27 protein-coding genes are annotated in these 26,017 nt (G+C 37.6%); 19 read left to right on the top strand and 8 right to left on the bottom strand.

All coding sequences use genetic code 11. The annotated features are described in order from the left end of the window. Positions 1-16: 16 nt before the first annotated feature. The 6 genes from trpC to KIM67_RS12330 all read left to right on the top strand — a co-directional run bounded on the left by trpC (position 17) and on the right by KIM67_RS12330 (position 5,764). Entirely contained in the window at positions 17-802 is a 786-nt protein-coding gene (trpC, locus tag KIM67_RS12305; protein WP_213831762.1) for an indole-3-glycerol phosphate synthase TrpC, read from the top strand. Then, positions 799-1,497: a phosphoribosylanthranilate isomerase gene (locus tag KIM67_RS12310; protein ID WP_213831764.1), complete on the top strand. Its 699-nt coding sequence runs from the start codon at positions 799-801 to the stop codon at positions 1,495-1,497. The genes trpC and KIM67_RS12310 overlap by 4 nt, the downstream gene beginning before the upstream one ends. Next, positions 1,494-2,675, top strand: coding sequence for a tryptophan synthase subunit beta (gene trpB / locus KIM67_RS12315; RefSeq protein ID WP_213831765.1), 1,182 nt, complete (start codon positions 1,494-1,496; stop codon positions 2,673-2,675). The genes KIM67_RS12310 and trpB overlap by 4 nt, the downstream gene beginning before the upstream one ends. Before the next feature lie 192 nt (positions 2,676-2,867). Next, positions 2,868-3,629, top strand: coding sequence for a tryptophan synthase subunit alpha (gene trpA / locus KIM67_RS12320; protein WP_213831768.1), 762 nt, complete (start codon positions 2,868-2,870; stop codon positions 3,627-3,629). A gap of 32 nt (positions 3,630-3,661) precedes the next feature. Continuing rightward, complete coding sequence (locus tag KIM67_RS12325; RefSeq protein WP_213831770.1) at positions 3,662-5,155, top strand: M20/M25/M40 family metallo-hydrolase; 1,494 nt, start codon at positions 3,662-3,664, stop codon at positions 5,153-5,155. A 183-nt stretch (positions 5,156-5,338) separates the two neighbouring features. Beyond that, on the top strand, positions 5,339-5,764 hold the full coding sequence (locus tag KIM67_RS12330; protein WP_213831772.1) for a LytTR family DNA-binding domain-containing protein: 426 nt from the start codon (positions 5,339-5,341) through the stop codon (positions 5,762-5,764). Positions 5,765-5,768: 4 nt separating this feature from the next. On the opposite strand, the gene KIM67_RS12335 is transcribed toward KIM67_RS12330, so the two are convergent. The 5 genes from KIM67_RS12335 to KIM67_RS12355 all read right to left on the bottom strand — a co-directional run bounded on the left by KIM67_RS12335 (position 5,769) and on the right by KIM67_RS12355 (position 11,663). Beyond that, the gene (locus tag KIM67_RS12335) at positions 5,769-8,327 is read right to left on the bottom strand and encodes a phosphoenolpyruvate carboxylase (protein ID WP_213831773.1); all 2,559 of its coding nucleotides are present in this window, start codon (positions 8,325-8,327) and stop codon (positions 5,769-5,771) included. A gap of 122 nt (positions 8,328-8,449) precedes the next feature. Then, on the bottom strand, positions 8,450-9,139 hold the full coding sequence (locus tag KIM67_RS12340; protein WP_213831775.1) for a uracil-DNA glycosylase family protein: 690 nt from the start codon (positions 9,137-9,139) through the stop codon (positions 8,450-8,452). Positions 9,140-9,194: 55 nt separating this feature from the next. Beyond that, positions 9,195-9,956: a peroxide stress protein YaaA gene (gene yaaA / locus KIM67_RS12345; protein ID WP_213831776.1), complete on the bottom strand. Its 762-nt coding sequence runs from the start codon at positions 9,954-9,956 to the stop codon at positions 9,195-9,197. An 88-nt stretch (positions 9,957-10,044) separates the two neighbouring features. Next, complete coding sequence (locus KIM67_RS12350; protein ID WP_213831778.1) at positions 10,045-11,073, bottom strand: RluA family pseudouridine synthase; 1,029 nt, start codon at positions 11,071-11,073, stop codon at positions 10,045-10,047. A gap of 2 nt (positions 11,074-11,075) precedes the next feature. Next, positions 11,076-11,663: a PASTA domain-containing protein gene (locus tag KIM67_RS12355; RefSeq protein ID WP_163416124.1), complete on the bottom strand. Its 588-nt coding sequence runs from the start codon at positions 11,661-11,663 to the stop codon at positions 11,076-11,078. Between the two features lie 79 nt (positions 11,664-11,742). Between KIM67_RS12355 and KIM67_RS12360 the strand changes: the two genes are divergently transcribed. The 5 genes from KIM67_RS12360 (at position 11,743) to KIM67_RS12380 (ending at position 17,456) form a co-directional block, all read left to right on the top strand. After that, positions 11,743-12,717: a D-alanine--D-alanine ligase gene (locus KIM67_RS12360; protein WP_213831780.1), complete on the top strand. Its 975-nt coding sequence runs from the start codon at positions 11,743-11,745 to the stop codon at positions 12,715-12,717. A gap of 32 nt (positions 12,718-12,749) precedes the next feature. Beyond that, positions 12,750-13,208, top strand: a complete 459-nt coding sequence (coaD, locus tag KIM67_RS12365; RefSeq protein WP_163416127.1) for a pantetheine-phosphate adenylyltransferase — start codon at positions 12,750-12,752, stop codon at positions 13,206-13,208. A gap of 198 nt (positions 13,209-13,406) precedes the next feature. Continuing rightward, complete coding sequence (locus KIM67_RS12370; RefSeq protein ID WP_213831781.1) at positions 13,407-15,233, top strand: PAS domain-containing protein; 1,827 nt, start codon at positions 13,407-13,409, stop codon at positions 15,231-15,233. Next, a complete protein-coding gene (locus KIM67_RS12375; protein ID WP_213831783.1) occupies positions 15,226-15,639 on the top strand; it encodes a two-component system response regulator in 414 nt (137 codons plus the stop codon). Before KIM67_RS12370 ends, KIM67_RS12375 begins: the two co-directional genes overlap by 8 nt. Positions 15,640-15,710: 71 nt before the next feature. After that, a complete protein-coding gene (locus tag KIM67_RS12380; protein ID WP_213831785.1) occupies positions 15,711-17,456 on the top strand; it encodes a M14 family metallopeptidase in 1,746 nt (581 codons plus the stop codon). Positions 17,457-17,467: 11 nt separating this feature from the next. Here KIM67_RS12380 and KIM67_RS12385 read toward each other — a convergent pair whose 3' ends face one another. After that, positions 17,468-18,076 (bottom strand): NUDIX hydrolase, encoded by a 609-nt coding sequence (locus tag KIM67_RS12385; RefSeq protein WP_213831787.1) that lies wholly within the window; start codon positions 18,074-18,076, stop codon positions 17,468-17,470. A gap of 7 nt (positions 18,077-18,083) precedes the next feature. Between KIM67_RS12385 and pyrE the strand changes: the two genes are divergently transcribed. Beyond that, entirely contained in the window at positions 18,084-18,722 is a 639-nt protein-coding gene (gene pyrE, locus KIM67_RS12390) for an orotate phosphoribosyltransferase (RefSeq protein WP_213831788.1), read from the top strand. 7 nt (positions 18,723-18,729) lie between these two features. Next, positions 18,730-19,125 carry an SRPBCC family protein gene (locus KIM67_RS12395; protein WP_213831790.1) on the top strand — a complete coding sequence of 132 codons (396 nt, stop codon included), beginning with the start codon at positions 18,730-18,732 and terminating at the stop codon, positions 19,123-19,125. Here KIM67_RS12395 and KIM67_RS12400 read toward each other — a convergent pair. Next, entirely contained in the window at positions 19,122-19,865 is a 744-nt protein-coding gene (locus KIM67_RS12400; protein WP_250149254.1) for a biotin--[acetyl-CoA-carboxylase] ligase, read from the bottom strand. The two genes, KIM67_RS12395 and KIM67_RS12400, sit on opposite strands and share 4 nt — an antisense overlap. A gap of 81 nt (positions 19,866-19,946) precedes the next feature. On the opposite strand from KIM67_RS12400, the gene rsfS reads away from it, so the two are divergent. The 6 genes from rsfS to KIM67_RS12430 are packed head-to-tail and all read left to right on the top strand — an operon-like array spanning position 19,947 to position 24,652. Continuing rightward, entirely contained in the window at positions 19,947-20,324 is a 378-nt protein-coding gene (gene rsfS, locus KIM67_RS12405; RefSeq protein ID WP_213831792.1) for a ribosome silencing factor, read from the top strand. Positions 20,325-20,329: 5 nt separating this feature from the next. Beyond that, positions 20,330-22,270 (top strand): ATP-dependent zinc metalloprotease FtsH, encoded by a 1,941-nt coding sequence (gene ftsH, locus KIM67_RS12410; RefSeq protein ID WP_163416158.1) that lies wholly within the window; start codon positions 20,330-20,332, stop codon positions 22,268-22,270. A 54-nt stretch (positions 22,271-22,324) separates the two neighbouring features. After that, entirely contained in the window at positions 22,325-22,933 is a 609-nt protein-coding gene (locus KIM67_RS12415; RefSeq protein WP_213831794.1) for an LUD domain-containing protein, read from the top strand. 4 nt (positions 22,934-22,937) lie between these two features. Beyond that, positions 22,938-23,741, top strand: a complete 804-nt coding sequence (locus tag KIM67_RS12420) for a phosphatidate cytidylyltransferase (protein ID WP_213831795.1) — start codon at positions 22,938-22,940, stop codon at positions 23,739-23,741. Further along, on the top strand, positions 23,731-24,399 hold the full coding sequence (locus KIM67_RS12425; protein ID WP_213831797.1) for a phosphatidylserine decarboxylase family protein: 669 nt from the start codon (positions 23,731-23,733) through the stop codon (positions 24,397-24,399). The genes KIM67_RS12420 and KIM67_RS12425 overlap by 11 nt, the downstream gene beginning before the upstream one ends. Beyond that, on the top strand, positions 24,389-24,652 hold the full coding sequence (locus KIM67_RS12430) for an acyl-CoA-binding protein (protein WP_213831799.1): 264 nt from the start codon (positions 24,389-24,391) through the stop codon (positions 24,650-24,652). The genes KIM67_RS12425 and KIM67_RS12430 overlap by 11 nt, the downstream gene beginning before the upstream one ends. Positions 24,653-24,732: 80 nt before the next feature. Here the strand turns inward: KIM67_RS12430 and KIM67_RS12435 are convergent, their stop codons facing one another. Beyond that, a complete protein-coding gene (locus KIM67_RS12435) occupies positions 24,733-26,001 on the bottom strand; it encodes a sterol desaturase family protein (RefSeq protein ID WP_213831801.1) in 1,269 nt (422 codons plus the stop codon). Positions 26,002-26,017: the final 16 nt, after the last annotated feature.

The following is a 26,017-nucleotide window of genomic DNA, read 5'->3' on the forward strand; positions in this document are numbered from 1 at the left end:
TATAACTGACAAAAAAATGAACATTCTAGATAAAATAATAGCCGATAAGCGCAAAGAGGTAGATTTAAAAAAATCCTTGATTCCCGTTTCCCAATTGGAAAAATCGGTGCTTGTAGAACAAAAAACCATTGCTTTAGCCAGTAAGTTGAGAAATAGTAATTCAGGAATCATTGCTGAACACAAAAGGCGTTCACCTTCAAAACTGGTAATCAATCAAAACCTGAATGTTCAAGATGTGGCTACGGGATATGAAAATGGCGGTGTGTGCGGAATGTCCGTATTGACGGATGGCAAATATTTTGGTGGCTCCTTGGATGATTTAGTGCTCGCAAGAGCTGCAGTTACCATGCCATTATTGCGCAAAGAATTTATTATAGATGAATACCAAATTTTGGAAGCCAAAGCCTATGGAGCCGATGTAATTTTATTGATTGCTGCAGTACTTTCCAGAGCAGAAATCAAAAGTCTCTCCGAAGCCGCTAAAAAATTAGATTTAGATGTGCTTTTGGAAGTACATAACGAAGAAGAACTTCACAAATCCATAATGCCAAGTTTGGACATGCTCGGGGTAAACAACCGAAACCTAAAAACCTTCGAAGTTAGCTTGGAGACCAGTAAAAATCTTTCAAAATTGATACCAGATGAATTTGTAAAAGTATCGGAAAGCGGTATTAGCTCAATCGAGTCTATTCAAGAATTAAAACAATATGGTTATCAAGGCTTTTTAATTGGTGAGAATTTTATGAAGACGGACAATCCTGGACAACATGCAACTGAATTTATAAAAATATTGGAATCATGAAGTTCAAAGTTTGTGGCATGAAATACAACCCAGAAGAAGTTGCAAAGTTGCAACCGGATTATTTGGGCTTTATATTCTGGTCACCTTCTTCGCGTTTTTATGATAGTGGCGGCATAGCTGATATACCAAAAAATATAAAAAGAATTGGAGTTTTTGTAGATGCTTCGATTGAAGAAGTACTTCAAAAAGTAAAAACCTATAAACTGGATGGAGTGCAATTACACGGCAATGAGTCCCCAGAGTTCTGTAAATTGCTTCGTCATGCTCAACTCGATTCAGCATCTCACCCCAATGAAATTCAAAAACAATTTAGGAATAACAAGTTAGAAATAATCAAAGTGTTTTCCATCAAAAATGATTTCGATTTCTCGATTTTATCAGAGTATGAGGAAACCTGTGATTATTTTCTTTTCGATACCAAGGGAAAACTGCCCGGAGGCAACGGGTATGCGTTTAACTGGAATATTCTAACAGCATATCCATCCACCAAACCTTACTTTTTAAGCGGAGGTATTGGATTGGATCAAGTGGATTCCCTTCGATTATTTCTAGATAGTCCAGCATCCAAAATGTGCTATGCCATTGATGTAAACAGTAAATTTGAGTCCAAACCCGGCTTAAAAAAAATTCAAGGACTAAACAAATTCAAAAAGTTGTTATCCAATAACTTTCAACTTAAATCTAACAACTCATGAGTTACAATGCTAATGAAAAAGGCTATTACGGAGAATTTGGAGGAGCGTTCATTCCAGAAATGCTCTATCCCAATACAGAAGAGCTTCGTCAAAATTACGTTCGTATCATGGAAGAAACTTCTTTTAAAGAAGAATTCCACCAATTGCTCAAAGATTATGTAGGTCGCCCTACACCGCTCTATTTTGCAGAAAGACTATCCGCCAAATACAAAACCAAAATTTATCTGAAACGAGAGGACTTATGCCATACCGGTGCGCATAAAGTCAATAATACCATTGGTCAGATTTTAATGGCAAAGAGGTTGGGCAAAAACAGAATCATTGCTGAAACAGGAGCAGGGCAGCATGGTGTAGCCACTGCTACCGTTTGCGCCTTAATGGGCATTGAATGCGTGGTGTACATGGGGGAAATCGATATTGCACGCCAAGCTCCAAACGTAGCACGAATGAAAATGTTAGGTGCAGAAGTAAGGCCTGCACTGTCTGGCAGTAGAACCTTAAAAGATGCCACCAACGAAGCTATTCGAGATTGGATAAATAATCCGGTCGATACACATTATATTATAGGTTCGGTTGTTGGACCCCACCCATATCCAGATATGGTAGCGCGGTTCCAATCCGTAATTTCCGAAGAAATCAAGATGCAGTTATTGGAAAAAGAAGGAAAAGAAAATCCAGATTATGTGGTAGCATGTGTCGGTGGTGGTAGTAATGCCGCAGGAGCTTACTATCATTATTTGGATACTCCAGAAGTAGGAATCATAGCCGTAGAAGCAGCAGGGAAAGGAGTAAATTCGGGTGAAAGTGCCGCCACCTCAGCTTTGGGCAAAGTGGGCATTATACACGGAAGCAAAACCTTGCTCATGCAAACCGATGATGGACAAATCACAGAACCTTATTCCATTTCGGCAGGGTTGGATTACCCCGGAGTCGGCCCTATGCATGCTCATTTATTTAAATCGGGACGTGGGGAATTCATTTCCATTACCGATGATGAAGCTATGACAGCAGGATTGGAAGTTTCGCAACTTGAAGGAATAATCCCTGCCATAGAAACCTCACATGCTTTCGCCATTTTTGATTATAAAAAATTTGAAAAAGATGATATCGTAGTCTTCAATCTTTCGGGTAGGGGCGACAAGGATTTACAGACCTATATTGATTATTTTAAACTGTAAATGGCAGTAGTTAGTACTGAGATGTAAGTATTGAGTAGTCGGTTTAGCTACTAACCCTATATCTTTTTTATAAAATGAAACAACAAAACCTAAAGACTTACATTAACGTTTGAATTTTTAACAAATAGCTTTAAAATGAAAACAAATTCTACACATCTTAATACTAACATCTAATATCTCAATACTAGATACATGAATAGAATAAAAACCAAACTACAGGAAGACAAAAAATTGCTGTCCATATATTTCACTGCAGGTTATCCTGATCTAAGCGATACTGTACAGGTAATTCAGGATTTGGAAAAACATGGGGTGGATATGATTGAAATTGGTCTCCCATTTAGTGACCCTTTGGCAGATGGTCCTACCATACAGGAAAGTTCTACCGCAGCACTTAAAAACGGCATGCATACCGAACTACTCTTTGAGCAGTTAAAAGATATTCGAAAAAGCGTCTCCATCCCATTGATTGTAATGGGCTATTTTAATCCTATGTTTCAATATGGTGTAGAGGCGTTTTGCAAAAAATGTCATGAAATAGGCATAGATGGGCTTATTATGCCAGACCTTCCCTTAGATGTCTATAAAAATGAATATGAGGAAATCTATAAAAAATATGGCTTGATCAATGTCTTTTTAATAACGCCACAAACGAGTGATGAACGTATAAGGGCCATTGATGCTGCGTCCGATGGTTTTATTTATATGGTGAGTTCAGCCAGCACAACTGGAGCAAAGCAAGGATTTTCAGACGATACCGAACAATACTTTGAAAGAATCTCCGAAATGAACTTGAACAATCCCCAGATTGTTGGTTTTGGTATTAGCAATTCAGAAACTTTTGACCAAGCTACCAAAAGAGCCAAAGGTGCTATAATCGGTTCGGCATTTATAAAACACCTGACTAAAAATGGAGTTGAAAACATTGGTGGTTTTGTGAAGGGAATTCGCTAAATTAGACTTCAAAACAAACCTAACTCCCTTTCATGAAGAAGTCATTCTTTTTACTTTTTTCAATTTCCTGTTTTTCGATTTTTTCTCAAGATTCCACTGCCATTAAATCTCATGTGGCGCATGCAATAAATGAACTTAAAGATTTTGTTGCCATCCCTAACGATGCTTTAAATGCCGATGATATAGATGACAACATCCTTTGGTTAAAAAAGAAGTTTGGAGAGCGAGGCTTCAATACAGCAGAACTGGAAACCGATAATCTGCCCCTGTTTTTTGCTGCTTTACCTATGGAGGATTCTAAACCGACCATGCTTATTTATATGCATTTTGATGGACAGTCCGTAGATGCATCCAAATGGGACCAACCCGATCCGTACGAAACTGTTTTGAAAAAGCCAATTGAAAATGGTTTTGAAGCTATATCCTTTGATGCCCTAGATGACGATATTAACTACGATTGGCGCCTTTTTGGTCGGTCAACTTCCGATGACAAAGGACCAATTGTCATGCTCTTAAATGCAATTGATTTGCTTAAAGAAGATGGAAAGGAAATTCCATTTAACCTTAAAGTAATTTTAGATGGAGAAGAAGAAAAAGGAAGCAAACCCTTGCCCGATGCGGTAAAACAATACAGGGAACTTTTAAAAGCTGATTTTCTGGTCATAAATGATGGTCCGGTTCATTCATCGGGTAATCCAACCGTGATTTATGGCTGCCGTGGCATTACTTCCATGACCTTAACAACCCATGGCCCAGCAAAACCACAGCACAGTGGGCACTATGGCAATTACGCACCAAACCCTGGTTTCCAATTGGCCCAATTGCTTGCAACCATGAAGGATAAGGATGGTCGGGTGCTTATTCCCGGGTATTACGATGGTATTGCTATAGACGATACAGTAATGGAAGTTCTTAAGAGTGTACCGGACAATGACACTGCCATATCTGAAAAATTACAGTTCAGAACAGCAGAAAAGGTAGGGGGTTTTTATCAAGAAGCGCTGCAGTATCCTTCTTTAAATATTAGAGGTTTGGGTTCTGGTTGGATTGGTAAAAAAGCACGTACCATTATTCCTGAAAGTGCTACGGCAGAACTCGACTTACGATTGGTTCCCGAAAGTGATGGAATACGGTTGAAAAAACTGGTCAAGGACCACATAAAAAAACAGGGATATGTTGTTTTAGACCACACTCCGTCTAAAGAAGAGCGTATGGCACAAGATAATATCATTACCGTAACCGAAGGAAGTGTTACGGATGCGTTTCGAACAGACCTCAACAATCCTTACGGTGATTTTTTAACCAAAACCCTGCAAGACACTTTTAAAAAAGATGTAGTCCGCATTCGAATTATGGGTGGTACCGTACCTATTGCTCCTTTTATCAATGAATTGCAAATGCCAGCTTTTATTGTTCCAATGGTAAATTCGGATAACAACCAACATAGTCCTAATGAGAATTTAAAAATTGGACAGTTGGCATATGGGATAAAAGTGTTTTTCAATATTTTAAGTACTCCTTACTAATTATGAGCATAGCATATTGATGCTCTTTAAACTGCAATTAACATCGACAAACTAAACGGTTTAGCTGACCAAATTTCAAAAACTACATTTTAATCTAAAAAATCGGTTACTCAACTTACTTATAATGAAATAACTATGTAGGCAAACTATTTTTGGCCCAAACTAACCTACTACTTATTATCTATGAAATATAAGGCCATCGTCATCGACGACTCAACAATTCAATGTTTAGCTACAAGCGTATTAGTAAAAAATCATCCCCAGTTAGAATTTGCAGGTTGTTACAATGATCCTTATGAGGGTATAAAGACCATTTATGACAATAAAATAGACATTGTCTTTTTAGATGTTTTAATGGAAAAAGTTGATGCCTTTGAACTAATGGACAACGTTGAGATTAACTCAGCAATAATTTTAAATTCTACATGGAGCCGTTTTGCCGTAAAAGCATTTGAATATGGTGTAAATGATTTTTTGATAAAGCCCTTACCCAAAGCAAAGTTTTACAAATCGGTTGAAAAGGTCATCCAACAGATAGAATCAAAAAAAGCCTTTGAGAAAAAAATTGAAACATATTTTTTTTCTGAAACTTTATCCAATTTAACGTAAAAAATCAGGCAGAATTCCTACTCGCATTAATGTTACCGTATAAAGATCTTGTGACAATTTTTTCATAAAGCGCTTTATATTCGGAATTTTGTGTGATATGGTACAAGGCATTTTGCTGAATCACCAATAAGGGTAAGACTATCTTCTCACGAATCTTAACGGATTCTCGCGATACCGCCTCGTCTTCCATCAGGATTTTATGCCCAGAAATTTCCAAAAGTAATCTTTTGGATAATTGATATTCATCATGCAAAATAGTCCAGAAATCACCATATTCCTTATCATGCTTCATGTAGCTGGTCAGCTCAAAGTTGGTCTTTGCCAATGACATCATACTGTTGTGCATTAATGCCCTAAAAAAAGGAACATCTTTGTAAAGCTTTTTTACCTCTTTTAGTCGACCCTGTTCCTTAAGCGTGGAAATAGCAGTTCCCAATCCAAAATAACCTGGTACGTTTTGTTTTAACTGGCTCCATGAACCCACAAAAGAAATTGCCCTTAGATCTGATAGTTCCAATTGTTTCTTACTACCCCGTTTACCAGGTCTACTCCCAATATTTGCTTTGGTATAATACTTTAATGTACTACGATGTTCCAAATAGGGAATGAATTTTTCATGCTTTTTTAAAGCGTCGTACTTGGTAAAACTTAATTCGGACAATTCTTCTATCAACTTGCGTTGTGAAGCAGAAATCACATGCTCTTTTCCGTATAGATTATTACTCAAACCAGCTGTAAGCAATTGTTCCGAATTATGTATGAACTGTACCTTCGTACCATAGGTACTCGTTATGGTCTGGCCCTGAATGGTAAGTTGTATTTCATGATTGGCAACATCTTTGGTCTGTGCTGCATAGAAACGGTGTGTTTTTCCACCACCTCTTGCTGGTGGCCCTCCCCTGCCATCAAAAAAGATGGCCTTTATGCCATTTCTTTTACAGACTTTGCTCAAAACTTCTTTGGTCTTTAAAATCGACCAGTTGGCTTTAAGGTATCCACCGTCTTTTGTACCATCCGAAAAACCGAGCATTATCGTGTGTGCATTTCCTCTATACTCCAAATGCTTTTGATATGTAGGATTATCGAATAACGTTTGCATCACTTCTTCCGCAGCATCCATACCTTTCATTGTTTCAAAAAGTGGTACAATGTCGAAAGTAATCTCATCTTGGTTCCAACCGCACCATCTAAACAATCCAAAAACGAACAATACAGAAAAAATGTCCTCTGAATTACTGATAATGTAACGATTGCAACCGTCTTCCCCATTGGTATCTTGAATACCTTTTAATTGTTTGATATTAGTAATGGTCTCTTTAACGATATCCTCCTCAAAATCGTTTGGATTCAGCGATACCTCTTTTTTAAGCAACCAATTTATTAATTCATCTTCCGACAACTCATCCAGGCCATTCTTTATAGCCCCGTGTTTTTTAAGTACAGATTCTACAACTTGGTAATGTTTGCTATGATCCTGTCTTATATCCAATGTCGCAAAGTGCGTTTTAAAAATATGCACCTTATCCATCAGTTTGTTCAAGTCATTTAGATACAATCCATGATAATTGGTTAATAAATCCTCCTTGATACTATTTAGAACCGTAATTATCTCCGAATAACTGACAGTAAAGTTTACATCGAACATGGCGCGGTACAACTTATCGCTCAAATCGTTCAAGACTACTTGAAGTCCTTTAAAAGTCATCTTTTTTCGTAGTTCTTTCAACTCATTGTAATAGCATTTCATTAAAGTGAGCCGTAGTTCGTCTGCTACCTGCTTTGTGATTTTGGCCGTTACAAAAGGGTTTCCATCTCGATCCCCTCCCGGCCAAAAACCAAGTTTCATAATATCGTAGTTTGAGAAATCCTCATTGCCAATGTTGGTCTTTATGTACTGAAAAAGTTCACCAATGGCATCATAATATTTATGCCTAAGAATGTAGATGATATTTTTTGCTTCGTCTAAAGGTGTTGGTTTTTTAAAGTTTATCAATGAGGTAAGACCCAGTTGTTGCATCGTGGTATCAATAGCATTGACCTTATTGTCATTGATCAACAACTGTAGTTCCGAAATAATGTTCAATATTGCGGGAGTGTAGAACTGTGTTGGGTGTGCCGTTAGTACTATTCGTGCACTGAACGTAGACAACTTTTTCGCTATTTTATCCCAATTCTTGTCTTGCCCTACCATATCAAAATAATCTTTTATGGAAAGGGAGTTACTATATTGCTGTAATCTTGAAAATGCTGCATCCTCCACACTATCATAGAGTACCACCTGTCTTTCGACATATTGAATTATCTTGAACATGAAATCCAAACGCTCCCGTTCGCTTTCAAAATCAGTGTAGTTTTCAAAAAACTTTTCTAAAATATCTTGAGGGGTTTTACCAGCTTTCAGCCCTTTTTCGCACTGTTCAAGAAGCAGCGGCACCAACATGGCAACATTCTGAATATTGCGATAGGGCAACGAAAGGAATAGACTGTTATAGATATTGAATTTGTTGGTTATAGACTTTTTAAACTCATCCAGTCGTTTTTCTTGCAGTAAAGAGTTACTCATTGGAAAGGGTTTTAATGGTTTAGCTCAAAGCATCAAAGATCGTGATAAAACCTTAATATCCTATGCTATTTTAACTTCCTCACAATTTGAAGAAGTGTTAACCGAATCATAACAAAACATGTTTAGAAAAAATCCTTGTATTGCAGTACTCTATAATCAAACGTAGTAAAACTTGGATTGCTTTTTTTTAAGGCTTTATAATCTTCTAAACTCCCAACTGCTCGGTTGGCTGCCCCGGATGGCGCAGTCAAGGATATTGTTTTTATGACTCGTTGGCTATTTGATTTTTCAGAAGTAATAGATAAGTCAAACCGATGTATTCGAGGTACCACTGCTGATACCACTTCCAATGGTATTCCATTTGCCTTTAACTGCTTCCGAAAGAAATATTCCGGTCCATTTTTACTGTTACCACCTGTGAACAAGAGTGTTTTTATATTCGGATATTTTTTTAGGTATCCCAACAAATCCCGAAGCTGAACATTTTGCATTCCCAAATCAGAGGCATCTACTTTTTCCCGTTCGGCACGCGCTACAATATCACAGATGCCTATTTTACGCTTACGCAAAAAGTTTTTTCGCTGTTCAACGGCTTCATGGGTAGTTTCAAACTTGAGTCCCAATCCAAAAATCGTATCTAAAATTGGCCAAAGCTGACCGTCTCTACTGCCGTAACAAAAATCAACATCACCTTCTTTCAACGTTTTTGTAGTGAATCTAGGTGGTGGCAATGTACCTACAATAAGCTTTGTAGCCTCTGGAAAGAGAAAAGGCTCGTAAGGATGCGTATGGTCAAAGCGTTTTTGGTTCAAAGTCGAGACTACTATTCAATGCAATCAACCCAAACTTAACATTTATAACCTAAACCTATCTAATAAATACGGGCTGATTTTCCTTAAGGGTATGTTCTGCACTAAAAACATAATCATCACGGTCAAAACCCTTTACATCATCAAGCGTTTTTGCCTTTGTATCCAAAATGTAGCGTACCATGGAGCCTCTGGCCTTTTTTGCAAAGAAACTGATCACTTTTAATTTGTCGTTTTTCCAATCTTTAAAAATTGGGGCAATCACCGGAACTTTTAACTTTTTTTCATCTATAGCACCAAAATACTCGTTGCTTGCTAAATTTATGAACAGTTCGCCATCTTCAAGTTCAGAGTTCAAGTGCGCTGTCAATTGGTCTTTCCAGAATTCATAGAGGTTTTTTTTGCGCCCAACTTTTAGCTGTGTTCCCATTTCCAACCGGTAGGGTTGCATCAAATCCAAAGGCTTCAAAATCCCATATAGGCCCGATAATATACGAAGTGTATTTTGAAGTTTTTCCAGCTTTTCTTCGGGAATGGTATACGCATCAAGCCCCTGATAGACATCGCCATTGAATGCATAAACCGCAGGTCTTGCATTATCTACGGTAAACGGTGTTGAAAATTGTTGATTTCGCTCCCAATTAAGTTGAGCTAAATTATCCGAAATGGACATTAGCTCTGATAGTGCCTTTGGTTTTTTCTTCGCCAATATCGTATTCAGTTTTTTGGATTGTTCCAAAAATTGCGGCTGACTGAATTTAGATGTTGGCATAGCCGTTTCATAATCTAACGACTTTGCTGGAGAGATTACAATTTTCATAAAAATTACTTTTACGTAAAAATAACTAGGAATTTGGTTTTTTCCACCATCCAACAAAAGGTGTTCTCAATATTTGGATTGCTAAAAACTATGGCTCGTTATGCTTTGCGTAACCCCGCCATTTTTCTATGCAATCGGCCATATCTTGGGGCAACTCGGAATCAAATCGCATAAACTTTCCCGTATTTGGATGTTCAAAACCCAAAGTCTTGGCATGCAATGCCTGTCTAGGTAAGATTTTAAATGCATTTTCTACAAACTGTTTGTACTTGGTAAAAGTCGTTCCCTTCAAAATCTTATCGCCCCCATAGCGTTCGTCGTTGAAAAGCGTGTGCCCTATATACTTCATGTGCACTCGAATCTGGTGGGTTCTTCCCGTTTCCAATTTGCAGGATACCAATGTAACATACCCTAGGCGTTCCACAACCTTATAATGCGTTATCGCTTCTTTCCCCTGGTCACCTTCCGGAAAGACCATCATTTGCAAACGGTTCTTTGGGTTTCTGGCAAGATGTCCTTCCACAGTTCCCTCATCATCGGCAACATTGCCCCAGACCAATGCCAGATATTCCCGCTCGCTGCTCTTGTCAAAAAACTGTTTTGCCAAATGGGTCATTGCCGCTTCAGTTTTGGCTATAACCAAAAGTCCAGACGTATCCTTATCGATTCGGTGTACCAATCCAGGTCGTTCAGAGCTATTATTCGGTAGATTATCAAAATGATGGACCAGAGCATTGATCAATGTTCCCGAATAATTTCCATGTCCGGGATGTACCACCATACCAGCAGGTTTATTGACCACCAAAAGAGCTTCGTCTTCGTGCACGATATCCAACGGAATCGCTTCAGGCGTCAATAGAAATTCGTAAGGAGGATGTTCGAACATGACTTTTACATCGTCCCCAGCCTTTACTTTATAATTCTGCTTGACTATTTTGTCATTTACCCAGATATGACCTTGTTTTGCCGCTTGTTGAATCTTATTTCGGGTAGCATTTTCTATAAAGTTCATCAAGAACTTATCTACCCTAAGGGGCTCTTGGCCTTTAGAAGCTGTAAATCTGTGATGTTCAAAAAGTTCGTCCTGAGAAAGTGCTTGGTTTTCCGAAGTATCCATGCCTAATTGGAATCTGCCTGTACACGTGCACTTCCCGTAATGGTCCCATTACCGCATACCAACTCTATTTTTGAGGTCTTGGGCAATTTATCGCCTGGTTTAAGATATTTACCTTTATGCTTCATACGGTAAACCATATCTTTTCCCAACTCGTCTATATAGGTTACGCGCTGTACATCCAAACCTACGGCCCTAAGCATTGAAGTAGCATTTCTTTGGGTAACTTGAATGATATCTGGAACGGTAACTTTTTTATAGCCCGATGGATTTACGGTAAAATATATTTTTCGATTGGATTTTACCTTGTTACCGGCCGGAGGGTTCTGTTCAAGAATCGAAAATCTCGGATATTCCGGATTGTAATTGGAAGAATCCAACACCTGATAGCGCAGCCCTTCTTGTTCCACTACTTTGCGCATTTCCATAACCGACATCTTTGAAAAATCTGGAACTTCAACAAATTCTCCATGATTGGTAGAACCCTTGAGCCATTTCAATGCCAAAAAACAGAGCACTACCACAGCAACCAACGCCAATCCCAACTGAATCAAGAAAACTTTACTCTTTAAAAAGCTTAAAAAATGTTTCATGCTTATTTCCTTATCCAAGCAAATATAGGAAAGACAGTCCTTTTTTCTTTACTTTGACACTTTGATATTCGACAAGCTGATGAAAAAAAATATCGCCATCATCATGGGTGGCTATTCAAGTGAACGTGATATTTCAATAAAGAGCGGTACCGTGGTCCATTCATATTTGGACAGAAATCTTTATAACCCTTACCGGATTCTTATCTCCAATGATGAATGGATATGTCTGGGTGACAATGATGAACGATTTCCCGTTGACAGGTCAGATTTCAGTGTATTTATTTCTGGTAAAAAAATCAATTTTGATTGTGTTTTCAATGCGATTCACGGCACTCCAGGAGAGGACGGTTTAATGCAGGCGTATTTTGAATTGTTGCACATACCTCAAACGGCATGTGAGCATTACCAAGCGGCGCTCACGTTTAACAAAAGAGATCTATTAAGTACGCTCAAACCGTATGGAATCCTTTGTGCTGAATCGTATTACTTGAATCTTGGCGATACCATAGACGAAGAAAAAATCATAAAAAAAGTGGGACTTCCCTGTTTTGTAAAAGCCAATAGGGCCGGGAGTAGTTATGGCATATCCAAGGTCCACAAAAAAGAAGATTTAAATATAGCTATTGAAAAAGCCTTTGCCGAAGACAATGAAGTTATCATAGAATCTTTTTTAGATGGAACCGAAGTATCTGTTGGAGTAATTACCTATAATGGCGAAGTAATCGTTCTGCCCATTACAGAAATAGTCACAGAAAATGATTTTTTTGATTATGAAGCCAAATACGAAGGAAAGTCAAATGAAATTACTCCAGCTCGTATCTCTGAAACCCAGAAAAATAACGTGGACAAAAGAGCAAAATACATCTACACCGCTCTAGGATTGAAAGGCTATACACGCAGTGAATTTATATTTATTGGGGACGAGCCTTATCTCTTGGAAGTAAATACCACACCTGGACTAACGGAAGAAAGTATTCTGCCCCAACAGGCGAAAAAGGCAGGAATACCATTAAAAGATTTGTTTGGCAGTGCCATAGAAAACGCATTACGATAGAAAACCCTTATTTTTAGATAAATTCCAGCTTTATGAGACGTGCTATTTTTCCAGGTTCTTTTGACCCATTAACACTTGGACATTCTGATATCATAAAAAGAGGGATAACGCTATTTGATGAACTGATCATTTCAATTGGCATAAATGCCGATAAAAAATATATGTTTTCCCTAGAGGAACGAACCCAATTCATAAAAGAAGCTTTCAAGGATGAACCAAAAATAAAAGTGGTTACCTATGAAGGCTTAACGGTCGACTTTTGTAAAAAGGTAAATGCTGATTTCATTTTAAGAGGACTGAGAAACCCAGCGGATTTTGAATTTGAAAAGGCTATTGCCCATACCAATAGAAAACTTTCAGAAATTGAAACTGTTTTCTTATTGACATCTTCGGGAAAATCATACATCAGTTCTTCTATAGTGAGAGAAGTCATTAGAAATGGCGGTGATTACACCAGTTTGGTTCCAGATACTGTTGTAGTAAAACCGTAAATCACCTACTCCAACACAACTAATTTCTTAAAAAATCCTTGATTTCTACCTTGGTGAACGCATAGTAGATACATGCTTTCCCTCTAGAAACAACAGATTTTAGCGTATTCACAACAATAAATAATTCAAAAGAGCGAATACTTATATTTTAGTGTGAAATTTCTTATACGCCCCAACATCTTAACCTAACCCCGCGCATTGAAAACAATCGAAAAGACCCATACACAATATCTTTTAAAGCAATTGCCAAAAGCTACTGTTTTAGTGGGTAAAAACCATGAGGTCATTGATTTTTCAGATTCTTGGTTGGCCATTTTCAACTTGAAAGCCAAAGATGCTGTGGGAGCTTCTATTTTTCAACTTATTCTTGACGACAATACCGAATCTCATGAGCAATTAAAGGATTGTCTGTTAAAAAATAGAACAACTACGCTACGGCACAAAAAAGAAAATACACAGTGGCTGGAAAGTGCATTTGCCCCATGGTTCGATGAAAAGGAAAACATTCTTGGAACCATAATACAGACAACTGATATAAGTGGGGAGGTTGAAAAGGAACTGGAGCTTGAAAGAATAAAGACCATGCTCCAAGCTAAATCTGAAATAGCAAAAGTTGGTAGCTGGGAGTATACACTTGAAACAGAGAAACTTGTTTGGTGCGATGTTACCAAAAGGATGCACCATGTTGATGAAGATTTTGAACCTTCTGTAAATGAAGGTATTGAATTTTACAAACAAGGTTACAGCAGGAATAAGATTTCCATGTTATTTCATAATGCACTTCAAAATGGAATTGCTTTCAACGAAAGGCTTATCATTCAAACGGCAACGGGAGAAGAAAGATGGGTCATGGCAGGTGGAAAACCCATCTATGAACATGGAAAAATAACCAAATTGCTTGGAACTTTTCAGGATATTCATGATCAAGTGATTGCGGAAACAAAAATCAAAGAGAGTAAACAACTGCTCACCACACTGATTGAAAATCTTCCGATAAATGTCTTTTTAAAAGACAAGGAATCTAGAAAAATTCTTGTAAACCGTTCAGAATGTGAATACATAGGAGCAAGTGCAAATGAGATATTAGGAAAAACGGACTTTGATTTTTACGATGAGAAAGTCGCCCAAATTTCAAGGGATGAAGACCTTGAAGTAATGCGAACCTTTAAATCCATTTTAGGCAAAGAGACTATATGCGTTAAGAAGGATGGTACTACCACAAACTTTCTAACCTCTAAAATCCCACTTATCAATTTAGAAGGACAGGCTTATGGTATTATTGGGATGAGCATGGACATTACCCATATAAAGCAAAAGGAGGATGAATTAAGAAACTTGATAAACATAACTGCCGTACAAAATAAAAAACTTGTCAATTTCGCCCATATTGTTTCCCATAACCTTAGATCCCATACCGCAAACTTTTCAATGCTTTTAGACTTTCTTGTCAAAGAAATCGATGAAAAAGAGAAAGAGCGGATTATGGAAATGTTGTTACATGCTTCCGACAACTTATTGGAGACACTCGAAAACCTAAATGAAGTAGTGGAAATAAGTACTAATATTAACCTGGACAAAAAATCTTTAAACCTCAACGAAAGTGTCATTAAAGTCCAACAGAATCTTTCCGCACTTCTACAAAATAATAAGGTAGAAGTTCTCAACGCTGTTCCCAAGGGTATATTTGTAATGTGTGTTCCCGCATATTTGGAAAGTATTATTCTAAATCTACTTACCAATGCGGTCAAATACAAAGACCCCAATAGAAAACCAAAAATTGAATTACGTGCAGAAAAACAGGATAAGGGTGTATTGTTCCGTATTTCTGATAATGGTTTGGGAATAGACTTAATAAGATATGGAGGTAAAATATTTGGAATGTACAAAACTTTCCATAACAATAAAGATGCCCGAGGACTGGGCCTTTATATCATAAAGAATCAAATTGAAGCCATGGGGGGGCATATATCCTTAAAAAGTGAAGTTGGCAAGGGCACTACTTTCAATATTTTTTTCAATGAATAAAGTTAACAGCATATACATCATAGATGATGACCCCATAACTATTTTTGGCATTAAAAAAATGCTAAAAACAACAGCTGTATGCAATGATATTCAGGCTTTTGAGAATGGGAAAGTTGCCATAGACGATTTAAGAAAAAGAATACGGGAAGGCACACGCTTACCAGAAGTAATCTTTTTGGATATTAATATGCCCATTATGGATGGATGGGAATTTTTGGACGAATTTATCGCTTTGGAACTAAAAGAAAAGGTTATTATCAATGTCATTACTTCTTCCATAGATCAATATGATTATCAAAAATGGAATGACTTTAGACTAAACTGCCAACATTACTTAAACTTCAAGAATAAGCCTATCTATAAAATCGAGCCTACCGATCTGAATAGGCTCGATATGGTATCCTAAATCATTTTATTACTTATTTTTACACTGCCGAAGGTTTTCTAACTGTCTAATGTTCCTTAAATTCATTCCTATTGAAATACCTCATTATTATTATATGTGCTTTTCTTTTTTTCACTTCATGTGAAACCAAAACAGAAGATACGGTAGATTCTTACCAGACCTGTTATGAAATATCCAACCAAACAGAAACTCCTACTTACGAAGAGACCATTGCTTTTTACATAAAACTTGCTAAAGACTTTCCAGAAATAAATATACAGACCATTGGTGTCACGGACAGTGGTTTCCCTCTCCACATAGTCACTTTTAATACCAATGGAGATTTCAATTTTGAAAATGTAAGGGAAGAAAACACTGTCATTCTTATCAACAATGGTATACATCCCGGAGAAAGTGATGGTATTGATGCCACTATGCTTCTTTATCGCGATTTAGCACTAAAAAAATTGGATCACCCAAAACAAACAATTCTGGTTACGATACCCATATACAATGTTGGTGGTGCTTTACAGAGGAATTCAACGACCAGGGCAAACCAAAATGGTCCATTGGAATACGGTTTTCGTGGAAATGCACAAAACTATGACCTTAACAGGGACTTTATTAAAATGGATACAAAAAACGCCCAGACTTTTTCCAAAATATTCCATTTGGTAAAACCAGATATTTTTATTGACAACCATGTGAGCAACGGAGCTGATTATCAATATACCCTTACCCATTTATTTACGCAACATAACAAACTAGGTGGAGAAATGGGTAAATATCTTCATACGGAATTTATGCCCAATGTAGAAGAATCGTTACGCAAAAAAAAGTGGGATATTACCCCATATGTCAATGTCTTTAACAAGCCTCCAGAGATGGGCTTTGACCAATTTATGGACCATCCCAGATATTCAACAGGCTACACAACCTTATGGAACACTTTGGGCCTTATGGTAGAAACCCATATGCTCAAACCCTATAATGAAAGGGTTGAGGGTACGTATCAATTGATGCAAAGTGTGATTTCAGTCACAGAAAAAAACCATGACAAAATAAAATCCGTACGGAAAAGTTCATTGGAAAAAAACTTGGAACTTTCAAAGTACTATTTCAATTGGCAAGTGGACACTACTCAAAACACCACACTCAACTTTAAAGGGTTCGAAGCCGAAATTGTTGATAGCGAAGTAACTGGGCTCACAAGATTAAGATATAATAAGAATAGACCTTTCACCAAGAAAACCGTTTATTATAATTACTTTTTCCCAAAGGATACCATTAAAGTTCCATCTGCTTATATCATCAAAAAAGGTTGGCATAAGGTGATGGACAAGTTAAAAGCAAACAACATCCAATTTTCTGAAATTGAAGAAGATACAACGATGACTGTTGGCGCATATAAAATTATTGATTTTGAAACACGAAAATCACCTTACGAAGGGCATTATCTGCATTCCAATACAAAAGTCAAAAAAAGTCAAGGCAGAGTTGCCTTTAGGGCTGGTGACTTCCTAATACCCACCGATCAACCCGGTATCAGATATATTTTGGAGACTTTAGAACCACAGGCAGCTGATTCTTTTTTCAATTGGAATTTTTTTGATACCGTTCTCCAACAAAAAGAAGGGTTTTCACCTTATGTTTTTGAGGATGTGGCACTACAAATGCTACAAAAGGACTCCACATTGCGGAATATGTTTACCACAAAAAAGAAACTGGACAAAGAATTCGCAGAAAATTGGTACGCTCAATTAGACTGGCTGTACCAAAGGTCAGAACACAAGGAAGAATCCTACATGAACTATCCCGTGTACCGTATTGAAAAATAGTTGGGAATCAGTTAAGGCTTTGCTTCAGTTGGCCAATTTTCAAATAGAATCTTGATATTAAAGTAGGAGTTTTTCAAAGCCTTTTTCACTTTCTTTGGACCTTTCCATTTTACTTCTAAGATTCCCTCTTCTTTTTGCCCGGTCAATTTTCCGCTATACGTAGTGGACATTGCAAACCAATGTACCTGTTTTAATCTGTACTCGCCATTTCTTCTGAAAACGTGGTACGTAGTCTTCAAAAACTTATCGATTATCAAATCCCGAACACCAGTTTCCTCTTCTACCTCTCGTATAGCTGCTTTTTCAATGGACTCTCCTTTGTCTACCTTTCCTTTAGGCAAGTCCCATTTGTCATTCCTGTAGATAAACAGCACTTTGCCCTTGGGGTTGGTGACGAATCCGCCACCAGCTACCACCACAGGTATTTTATGCATAAAAACATCAAGAATTTTTTCCTCATCGGGATGATAGATATAGGCTTCTTGAAGTCTACCTTTTGCTAAAGAGTCAATGGCCATCATCATGGAATCACCATCCAGCGAAAATAAATTTCCATTGGAATTATCTTGTCGCTCATTTGTTAAAATCAGTGGGGACTCATTAACAAAAACTTTATACATTTGCGCAATGGTTTTAAACAAGGATACTGCAAAAAAAACTGCCGAACTGTTGCTGCAAATTAATGCAATTAAGTTGGAACCAGAAAATCCTTTTACTTGGGCTTCTGGTTGGAAATCTCCTATTTATTGTGATAACAGAGTACTACTTTCTTATCCTGATATAAGAAACTATGTGCGTGAGGAAATGGCAAGACAAGTTGAAATACTTTATGGCAAACCAGATGTTATTGCAGGGGTGGCAACAGGAGCTATCGGAGTTGGCGTACTGGTTGCAGAAGCGCTGGGCCTTCCGTTTATTTATGTTAGGCCAGAACCAAAATCCCACGGACGGCAAAATCAGATTGAAGGGTATTTGGAGGCCAATCAGAATGTAGTTGTTATAGAAGATTTGATAAGCACGGGCAAAAGTAGCCTGAATGCTGTCAAGGCTTTAAAAGAACAACAAGCCAATGTCAAGGGAATGATAGCAATATTTACGTATGGATTTCCCGTGGCCACAACCAATTTTGAAAAAGAACATGTTGCCTTGCATACGCTCTCGGATTATGACCATCTAATTGAGCAGGCTTCAGAAACCAATTATATAAAAGAATCTCAGCTACAAACCTTATTGCAGTGGAAATCGAATCCACAGCAATGGAAATAATCCCAATATGCACATAGAAGTTCCAAAAAAGAAAGTATCTAAAAGTTCAAAAGAAGTTTTTGAGTTTTTAACAGAAATCAAAAATTTTGAAATACTTATGCCGGATAACATAGATAAGTTTGAGGTTTTAGATGAAAAAACCTTCAAATTTGCGTTAAAAGGAATGCCCGAAATCATTTTAAGACTTAAAGAGCAATTCCCAAACGAAAAAGTGATTCTTGGTGCAGCAAGTGATAAATTACCATTTACTTTGACAGGCAACATTGAATCTATGGGAGAATCCGAAAGTGAAGTTGGACTAAGTTTTGAAGGAGAATTTAATGCCATGATGGCGATGATGATAAAAACGCCCATCACTAATTTTATGCAAACACTCTCATCAAATTTGGATAAAATAAGCTAGTACAACAAGGTTATTTCTTTTAAGCCAAACGTCTTAAGAATATTATCTTCCAATTCAACAACAAGTTTTCCATCAGTAGAAACCCCACGGATAAAACCCATAAACATGGTATTCGTAGTATCTCGGAACGTAGAAGGCTTGTCCTTTCTAAACAATAGTTGCTCGTATTGAGAAATCATTTCTGTATTTTTTTCTTTTTCCAGCTCCAAAAAGTAAAACTTGAAGCTTTCCAATATTTTATTTAGCAACTCGTCCAAATCAAAAAGCTTTCCGCTAATCGATTTTAAAGAGGCAACCTTATCAAGATTTTCAAACGAAGTTTGATTCACATTCAGTCCTACTCCAATGATTGAATTTTTAATTGCTAGTCCTTTTAAAACATTTTCTATTAAAATACCGCAGATTTTAGAAGAACCTGACATAATGTCGTTGGGCCATTTCACCTTCAAATCTGGTAAGGACAACCCTTGTACAACATCATAAATTGACAGCGAAACACATATGTTCAAAATAAACTGGTCATTGACATCAAGAAATCCATGATTTTTCAATACGCTAAAAGTCAAGTTCTTACCTTCTTCAGACTGCCAAACGGTGCCCATTTGCCCCCTCCCCTTTAATTGTTTTTTGGCAACAATTGTTGTGTAATCCTCCAAATCCTCAGAAAGCAACAAACGCTTTAAATGAAGATTTGTAGAATCCGTGGCATCAAGTTTGAGTATTTGTATTTGTTCTCCCAAAGTGGTATGTCCAATGATATGTTAAATTCTAGGGCTAAGAAAACAAAAAAAATATAACTTTGTAGAATCTAAAATTTTTGAATGCAGAAAACGAAAGCTAGCGCAGATGAATTGATTGCCTTAATATTACACGGGATAGAAGAAGTCAAAGGAGTTGATATAAATCTACTAGACCTTAGGGAAATTGAAAATACAGTTTGCGACTATTTTATTATCTGCAATGGTACTTCCAATACGCATGTAAACGCTATTGTTTCCTCTATTCAGAAAACCGTTAGCAAAGCCATTAAAGACAAACCTTGGCATGTAGAAGGCTCTGAAAATGCGGAATGGATTTTAATGGATTATGTTAATATAGTAGTACATGTATTTCAAAAACACATTAGGGAATTCTACGATATAGAAGGACTTTGGGGTGATGCCAAAGTTACCATGGTGGAGAGTAGTTACAATTCTTAAAAAAAATGGCAAAAGAAAACAATTCCAGTACCCCAAAAAAACCTCGTTTTAGTTCCTGGTGGATTTATGGCGTAGTAATCGCCCTAATAATAGGTTTCCAATTTTTTGGAGGAAATAGTTTCTCCAGCACGGAGAAAACAACAACATCAGAATTGCAAGAATACCTGCGAAACGGAGATATTTCCGAAATTCTGATTATCACCAATACCAGACAGGCGAAAGTATTTTTAACTGAAGAAGCACTGCAGAAAGATGTGCACAGAAATGTCGCGGATAAGCCCTTCAGTTTCTCTGCAGGTAAGATTCCTCAGTACAGTTTGGATTATGGTGATCTTCAAAATTTTGAAGACGAAATAAAAAGCATAAAGAAAGAGAACAATCTTGATACCATAGTTGATTTTGATACAGAGTCTAACGTATTGGGAGATTTATTACTTTCTCTGCTTCCCTTCGCTTTGATCATAGGGATATGGATTTATTTAATGCGAAGAATGTCCGGTGGCGCCGGTGGTGGTGCTGGTGGGCAGATTTTTAATATCGGAAAATCAAAGGCAAAACTCTTTGATGAGAAAACAGATACTAGAACCTCTTTTAAAGATGTGGCCGGACTTGAAGGTGCAAAGGAAGAAGTAGAAGAAATTGTTGAATTCCTGAAAAATCCAGATAAATACACTTCCTTAGGAGGAAAAATACCTAAAGGAGCACTATTGGTGGGACCTCCGGGAACTGGTAAAACACTCTTGGCAAAAGCTGTTGCCGGTGAAGCAAAAGTTCCATTTTTCTCATTGTCCGGTTCGGACTTTGTAGAGATGTTTGTCGGTGTAGGAGCATCAAGAGTGCGCGATTTATTTAAACAGGCCAAGGACAAATCTCCGGCAATTATATTCATTGATGAAATCGATGCAATAGGACGTGCAAGGGGGAAAAATAATTTCACAGGTTCCAATGATGAGCGTGAAAATACATTGAACCAATTATTGACCGAGATGGATGGTTTTGGTACCAACACGAACGTTATTGTACTTGCAGCGACCAACAGGGCCGATGTCTTGGACAAAGCTTTGATGCGTGCAGGGCGTTTTGACCGTCAGATTTATGTGGACCTTCCAGATATTCGGGAAAGAAAAGAAATTTTTGAGGTGCATCTACGCCCAATAAAAACTGCAGAAACTCTTGACTTGGAATTTTTGGCAAAGCAAACGCCAGGTTTTTCAGGAGCCGATATCGCCAACGTATGTAACGAAGCTGCACTTATCGCTGCCCGTAAAGAAAAGAAAGCGGTCAACAAACAAGATTTCTTAGATGCCGTTGATAGAATTGTAGGTGGTCTAGAGAAGAAGAATAAAATCATAACCGTAGAGGAAAAGAAAACCATCGCCTATCACGAAGCGGGTCACGCTACGGTCAGTTGGATGTTGGAGCATGCAGCTCCTTTGGTAAAAGTTACCATAGTTCCTAGAGGGCAATCACTTGGAGCAGCTTGGTACTTACCCGAAGAGAGGCTTATTGTCCGTCCAGAACAAATGTTAGATGAAATGTGTGCCACAATGGGTGGTAGAGCGGCCGAGCGTGTAATTTTCAATAAAATATCCACTGGAGCACTTAGCGATTTGGAGAAAGTTACCAAACAAGCAAGAGCTATGGTTACCATTTATGGCCTTAATGAGGAACTGGGCAACATTACGTATTACGATTCGTCAGGCAACAACGAATATGGTTTTACTAAACCGTATAGTGAGGAAACAGCTCAAAAGATTGATGAAGAGATATCCAAGATTATTGAAGAACAATACCAACGCGCCATAAAATTATTGGCGGACAACAAGGATAAACTTACAGAATTGGCGGATAGACTGTTGGAAAAAGAAGTTATTTTTAAGGACGATTTAGAAAAGATTTTTGGAAAAAGACCTTTTGAAAAAGAGGAATTGGAGCCAACAAAGTAATTCAATACGTTTTCAGGTAACATTTCAACAGGATTAGCGTTCTTTATAGTATAGATGGGAGTTTTTGATAAACTTTTTGGAGGAGGAAAAAAGGTTTCCAAGGAAACTATGGAAACCAGAGGGGATCATATGCCTGATTTAAAAATTCCCGTAGACGAAAAATTTACCATTTATTTCAAAAAAAACGGAGGGAAGTTTATCTACTGTGAAAACGAAGTGGAAATTTCAGATGCACTAAAAAACATCATCTCAGAAAACAATTGGCAAAACCATCTTTTTCATACACTTGACGATCGTTTAGAAAACCGTTTTTCCTCAAAAAAAATAAAATTTACCCAAGACCGTAAACAAAGTGATATTTTATTTACCACCTGTGAACATCTTATTGCACATGACGGTTCAATTTTAGTATGTTCCAATCAAATCCAAGGAAAAAAGCTAAACGAGCTTCCTTCAAACCTTATTGTATATGCAACGACCAGTCAATTGGTCGACTCGATCAGTGAAGCCTTAAAAGTCATTAAGGAAAAGTATAAAAACAATATCCCGGACAATATTACTACCCTAAAGCATTTTGAATCCACCGCAGAAAACAAAAATGATTTCTTATCCTACGGTAGTGCTTCAAAAAATGTATATCTTTTATTGCTAGAAGACTACTGATTACATGAAAGAAATTCTTAGGCGCTCTATTACGGGGGTTATCTACGTGGTACTCCTCTTAGGAACGGTTTTTTTAAATTCGGACGCTTTTGATTTCCTTTTCATGATATTTGGACTGGCATGCCTGCATGAATATAAACGTACCGTGCAATTGAAGGGGTATTATATTTTTATTGCATATTTGGGGCTTTGGTGGGCCTTCATCTATCTTATCCACGATAACACCTTGATTACGATACTAATGTTTTTGACCATAACGGTCGATGTGGCACTACTTTTCTTTCTGTTTTCAAAAAAGCCAAAAACATTTACTGTTTTACAAAAATCTATCATTGCCGTATTCTATATTGGAGCGGGCTGTATTTTTTTGACCATGATTCCTTATAAACAGAATGACTTTGCCAAATTTTTGATTATGGGCATTTTTATTTTGATATGGATAAACGACACTTTTGCCTATTTAGTGGGAAGAACTTTAGGGCGTACAAAATTATATTCTGCCGTTTCTCCCAAAAAAACTATTGAAGGTTCTTTGGGAGGTCTTATTTTTGCATTGGTAGCCGCATCTATTTTGGCAAAATATGAAACCTCATTGACCATTTACCAATGGTTTATTCTTGCTACGGTCATCGTAGTGGCAGGAAGTCTCGGGGATTTGTTGGAATCGAAATTTAAGCGTGCTGCCGGAATAAAGGATAGTGGCGCAATATTACCGGGACATGGTGGAATCTGGGATAGATTGGACAGTCTTGTATTCGCTGCCCCTTTTGCATATTTGATACTTAATCTATTTTCTTATGTTTCATAAAGAAGGCCAAAAAATAATCATTATCACGTTTTTTATCGTGGTCGCCATTATACTTGTTGCACACTTTTTTATCCCCATTGAATGGTTACGGTTACCGCTACAAGTTTTGGCGTTGATTTTATTGATTTTGATTCTTCAATTCTTTAGAAACCCAAAAAGATATGTAAGCCCAAACTTTGATGAAGTTTTAGCCCCTGTAGATGGAAAAGTCGTAGTTATTGAAGAAGTGGAAGAACCAGAATATTTTAAAGGTAAACGAAGACAAGTTTCCATATTTATGTCCCCTTTAAATGTGCATGTCACGCGTTATGCCGCTAGTGGAACAATAACCTATTCTAAATACCACCCAGGGAAATATTTAGTAGCTTGGCACCCAAAGTCAAGTACCGAGAACGAACGTACCACAGTAGTGATACATACGCCAAAATTTGGTGAGATCGGTTATAGACAAATAGCAGGGGCACTTGCACGCCGTATTGTCAACTACGCCGAAGAAGGGGAACAAGTTGCCCAAGGAGAAGATGCCGGTTTTATTAAATTTGGTTCAAGGGTCGATTTGTTATTGCCATTGGATTGTGATATCACGGTAAAACTTGGTCAAAAAGTGGTTGGGGCCAAAACCTGTATTGCTGCCATTAGAAGCAAAGATGACAGATGAAACCCTACATAAAAAATTTGAGGAAGCTGTAGCTTATGTAAATAGCTATGAGGAACCCTTGCCTGCAGATTTTTTATTGAAGTTGTATGCCTATTTTAAAATTGCCAATAGAAATTTTGGAAACCCTGGTAGTAAAACCCCATTAATAAACGCTTTTAAAGCAAATGCACTCATCCAAGCACAAAATATAGGTAGAGAGGAAGCCATGCAAAGCTATATTGAGTTGGCGAACACACTAAAGAAGAAATCTTAATCCCCTCAACGTGGTGCTTTGTTCACTTATCCAGATATGAGAATCCTATCCTGTTGCTCTTCAAAAAAATAAGCCAAACCTCACGAAGCTAAATCCGGTGCAACGTAATTCTTTTCAACATACGTAAAGTAAAGAGCTCCAACGATAGTGACCAAAAAATAAAGACCGACCAAATAACTTCCAATGGACCAATAGGCATCAAGACCAAACCAATCCCCAGTTGCATAAATCAAGAGTAGTCCTGCAACCGATCTAAAAAGTTCTATCCAAACTGCATATGGTGCTTTATCCATTAAAGTGGTATACCCATAGATCCCAATAAAAATATAGGCTCCAAATAAGAGCAAACCGTTAAACCCAATTTCAGAATAATTGAAGAACATAAACAACATTAAACTGATATTCGCCACTAATTGAAAAATGGAATATCCCTTTAATGCGTTTGAAACTTCTGGCCGATACTTCTCGAAATTATACACATCTTCAATAACTTTGATAGGGTATTTGCTTTTAACATCCGCCGGTCTCCAACCGGTGGGCATAAACCATATTCGGAGTTTATCCCAATAACTTTTGGTTCGCCATGCATCCTTCATTAATCGCCATAGGTGTTGAAAGTTTATCAAAATAGGGTTCCAAGTACTTGCTGGCTTTAATACGCCATATTGAGGCGGAACCTCATCCAACTCCTCTTGAAACGTACCGAAAATTCTATCCCAAAAACTAAATATCTGCCCAAGGTTCTTATCCACATATTCTGGATTGATGGCATGGTGTACCCTATGCTGGGAAGGTGTGATCATCACATACTCCAACCATCCTAATTTACCTATGTGCCTTGTATGGTACCAGAACTGCGCAAACAAATGGATAGGCGCCAAAATAGCAATAACCTTGTGTGGTACGCCCAATAAAGCAGCTGGAATAAGAAGTAAGGAAAAATATCCTAACAAGTTGGAAATGGATTGGCGCAGCGCGCAGGCCAAGTTAAATTCTTCACTACTATGGTGTATGACATGTTGATTCCAAAAAAAATTGATATGATGGCTTAAACGATGGTTCCAATAACCTGCAAAATCCAAGGTCAAGAATGCGATTACCCACACCAACCAATTGGCTTTTATTTCCGTAAGTGCCAAATGCTCCAATAAAAAAGGGTACGAGACAATTATGATTCCAATACCAAGGGAATCTTTCACAACATTGGTAAGACCCGAACTTAAACTGCTTACGGTATCCATAACATTGTGCATCTGCTTTTTCACAAAATGTCCGTACAGAACCTCAAAAAGTACCAATCCAATAAAAAACGGCGTAGCATACAACAATGCCGTAGCGTATGTCTCCATAGCTCATAGAATTAAT

The sequence above is a fragment of the Flagellimonas sp. 389 genome (genome assembly GCF_018449435.1).
GTDB lineage: Bacteria > Bacteroidota > Bacteroidia > Flavobacteriales > Flavobacteriaceae > Flagellimonas.

Coding starts and splice junctions, on each gene's coding strand:
- KIM67_RS12355 (WP_163416124.1), bottom strand. CDS start 11,663: ATGAAACATTTTTTAAGCTTTTTAAAGAGTAAAGTTTTCTTGATTCAG.
- KIM67_RS12310 (WP_213831764.1), top strand. CDS start 799: ATGAAGTTCAAAGTTTGTGGCATGAAATACAACCCAGAAGAAGTTGCA.
- KIM67_RS12430 (WP_213831799.1), top strand. CDS start 24,389: ATGACAGATGAAACCCTACATAAAAAATTTGAGGAAGCTGTAGCTTAT.
- KIM67_RS12360 (WP_213831780.1), top strand. CDS start 11,743: ATGAAAAAAAATATCGCCATCATCATGGGTGGCTATTCAAGTGAACGT.
- rsfS (WP_213831792.1), top strand. CDS start 19,947: ATGCAGAAAACGAAAGCTAGCGCAGATGAATTGATTGCCTTAATATTA.
- KIM67_RS12385 (WP_213831787.1), bottom strand. CDS start 18,076: ATGTATAAAGTTTTTGTTAATGAGTCCCCACTGATTTTAACAAATGAG.
- coaD (WP_163416127.1), top strand. CDS start 12,750: ATGAGACGTGCTATTTTTCCAGGTTCTTTTGACCCATTAACACTTGGA.
- trpB (WP_213831765.1), top strand. CDS start 1,494: ATGAGTTACAATGCTAATGAAAAAGGCTATTACGGAGAATTTGGAGGA.
- KIM67_RS12375 (WP_213831783.1), top strand. CDS start 15,226: ATGAATAAAGTTAACAGCATATACATCATAGATGATGACCCCATAACT.
- KIM67_RS12435 (WP_213831801.1), bottom strand. CDS start 26,001: ATGGAGACATACGCTACGGCATTGTTGTATGCTACGCCGTTTTTTATT.
- yaaA (WP_213831776.1), bottom strand. CDS start 9,956: ATGAAAATTGTAATCTCTCCAGCAAAGTCGTTAGATTATGAAACGGCT.
- KIM67_RS12335 (WP_213831773.1), bottom strand. CDS start 8,327: ATGAGTAACTCTTTACTGCAAGAAAAACGACTGGATGAGTTTAAAAAG.
- ftsH (WP_163416158.1), top strand. CDS start 20,330: ATGGCAAAAGAAAACAATTCCAGTACCCCAAAAAAACCTCGTTTTAGT.
- trpA (WP_213831768.1), top strand. CDS start 2,868: ATGAATAGAATAAAAACCAAACTACAGGAAGACAAAAAATTGCTGTCC.
- KIM67_RS12325 (WP_213831770.1), top strand. CDS start 3,662: ATGAAGAAGTCATTCTTTTTACTTTTTTCAATTTCCTGTTTTTCGATT.
- KIM67_RS12425 (WP_213831797.1), top strand. CDS start 23,731: ATGTTTCATAAAGAAGGCCAAAAAATAATCATTATCACGTTTTTTATC.
- KIM67_RS12330 (WP_213831772.1), top strand. CDS start 5,339: ATGAAATATAAGGCCATCGTCATCGACGACTCAACAATTCAATGTTTA.
- KIM67_RS12415 (WP_213831794.1), top strand. CDS start 22,325: ATGGGAGTTTTTGATAAACTTTTTGGAGGAGGAAAAAAGGTTTCCAAG.
- KIM67_RS12350 (WP_213831778.1), bottom strand. CDS start 11,073: ATGGATACTTCGGAAAACCAAGCACTTTCTCAGGACGAACTTTTTGAA.
- KIM67_RS12420 (WP_213831795.1), top strand. CDS start 22,938: ATGAAAGAAATTCTTAGGCGCTCTATTACGGGGGTTATCTACGTGGTA.
- KIM67_RS12395 (WP_213831790.1), top strand. CDS start 18,730: ATGCACATAGAAGTTCCAAAAAAGAAAGTATCTAAAAGTTCAAAAGAA.
- pyrE (WP_213831788.1), top strand. CDS start 18,084: ATGGTTTTAAACAAGGATACTGCAAAAAAAACTGCCGAACTGTTGCTG.
- trpC (WP_213831762.1), top strand. CDS start 17: ATGAACATTCTAGATAAAATAATAGCCGATAAGCGCAAAGAGGTAGAT.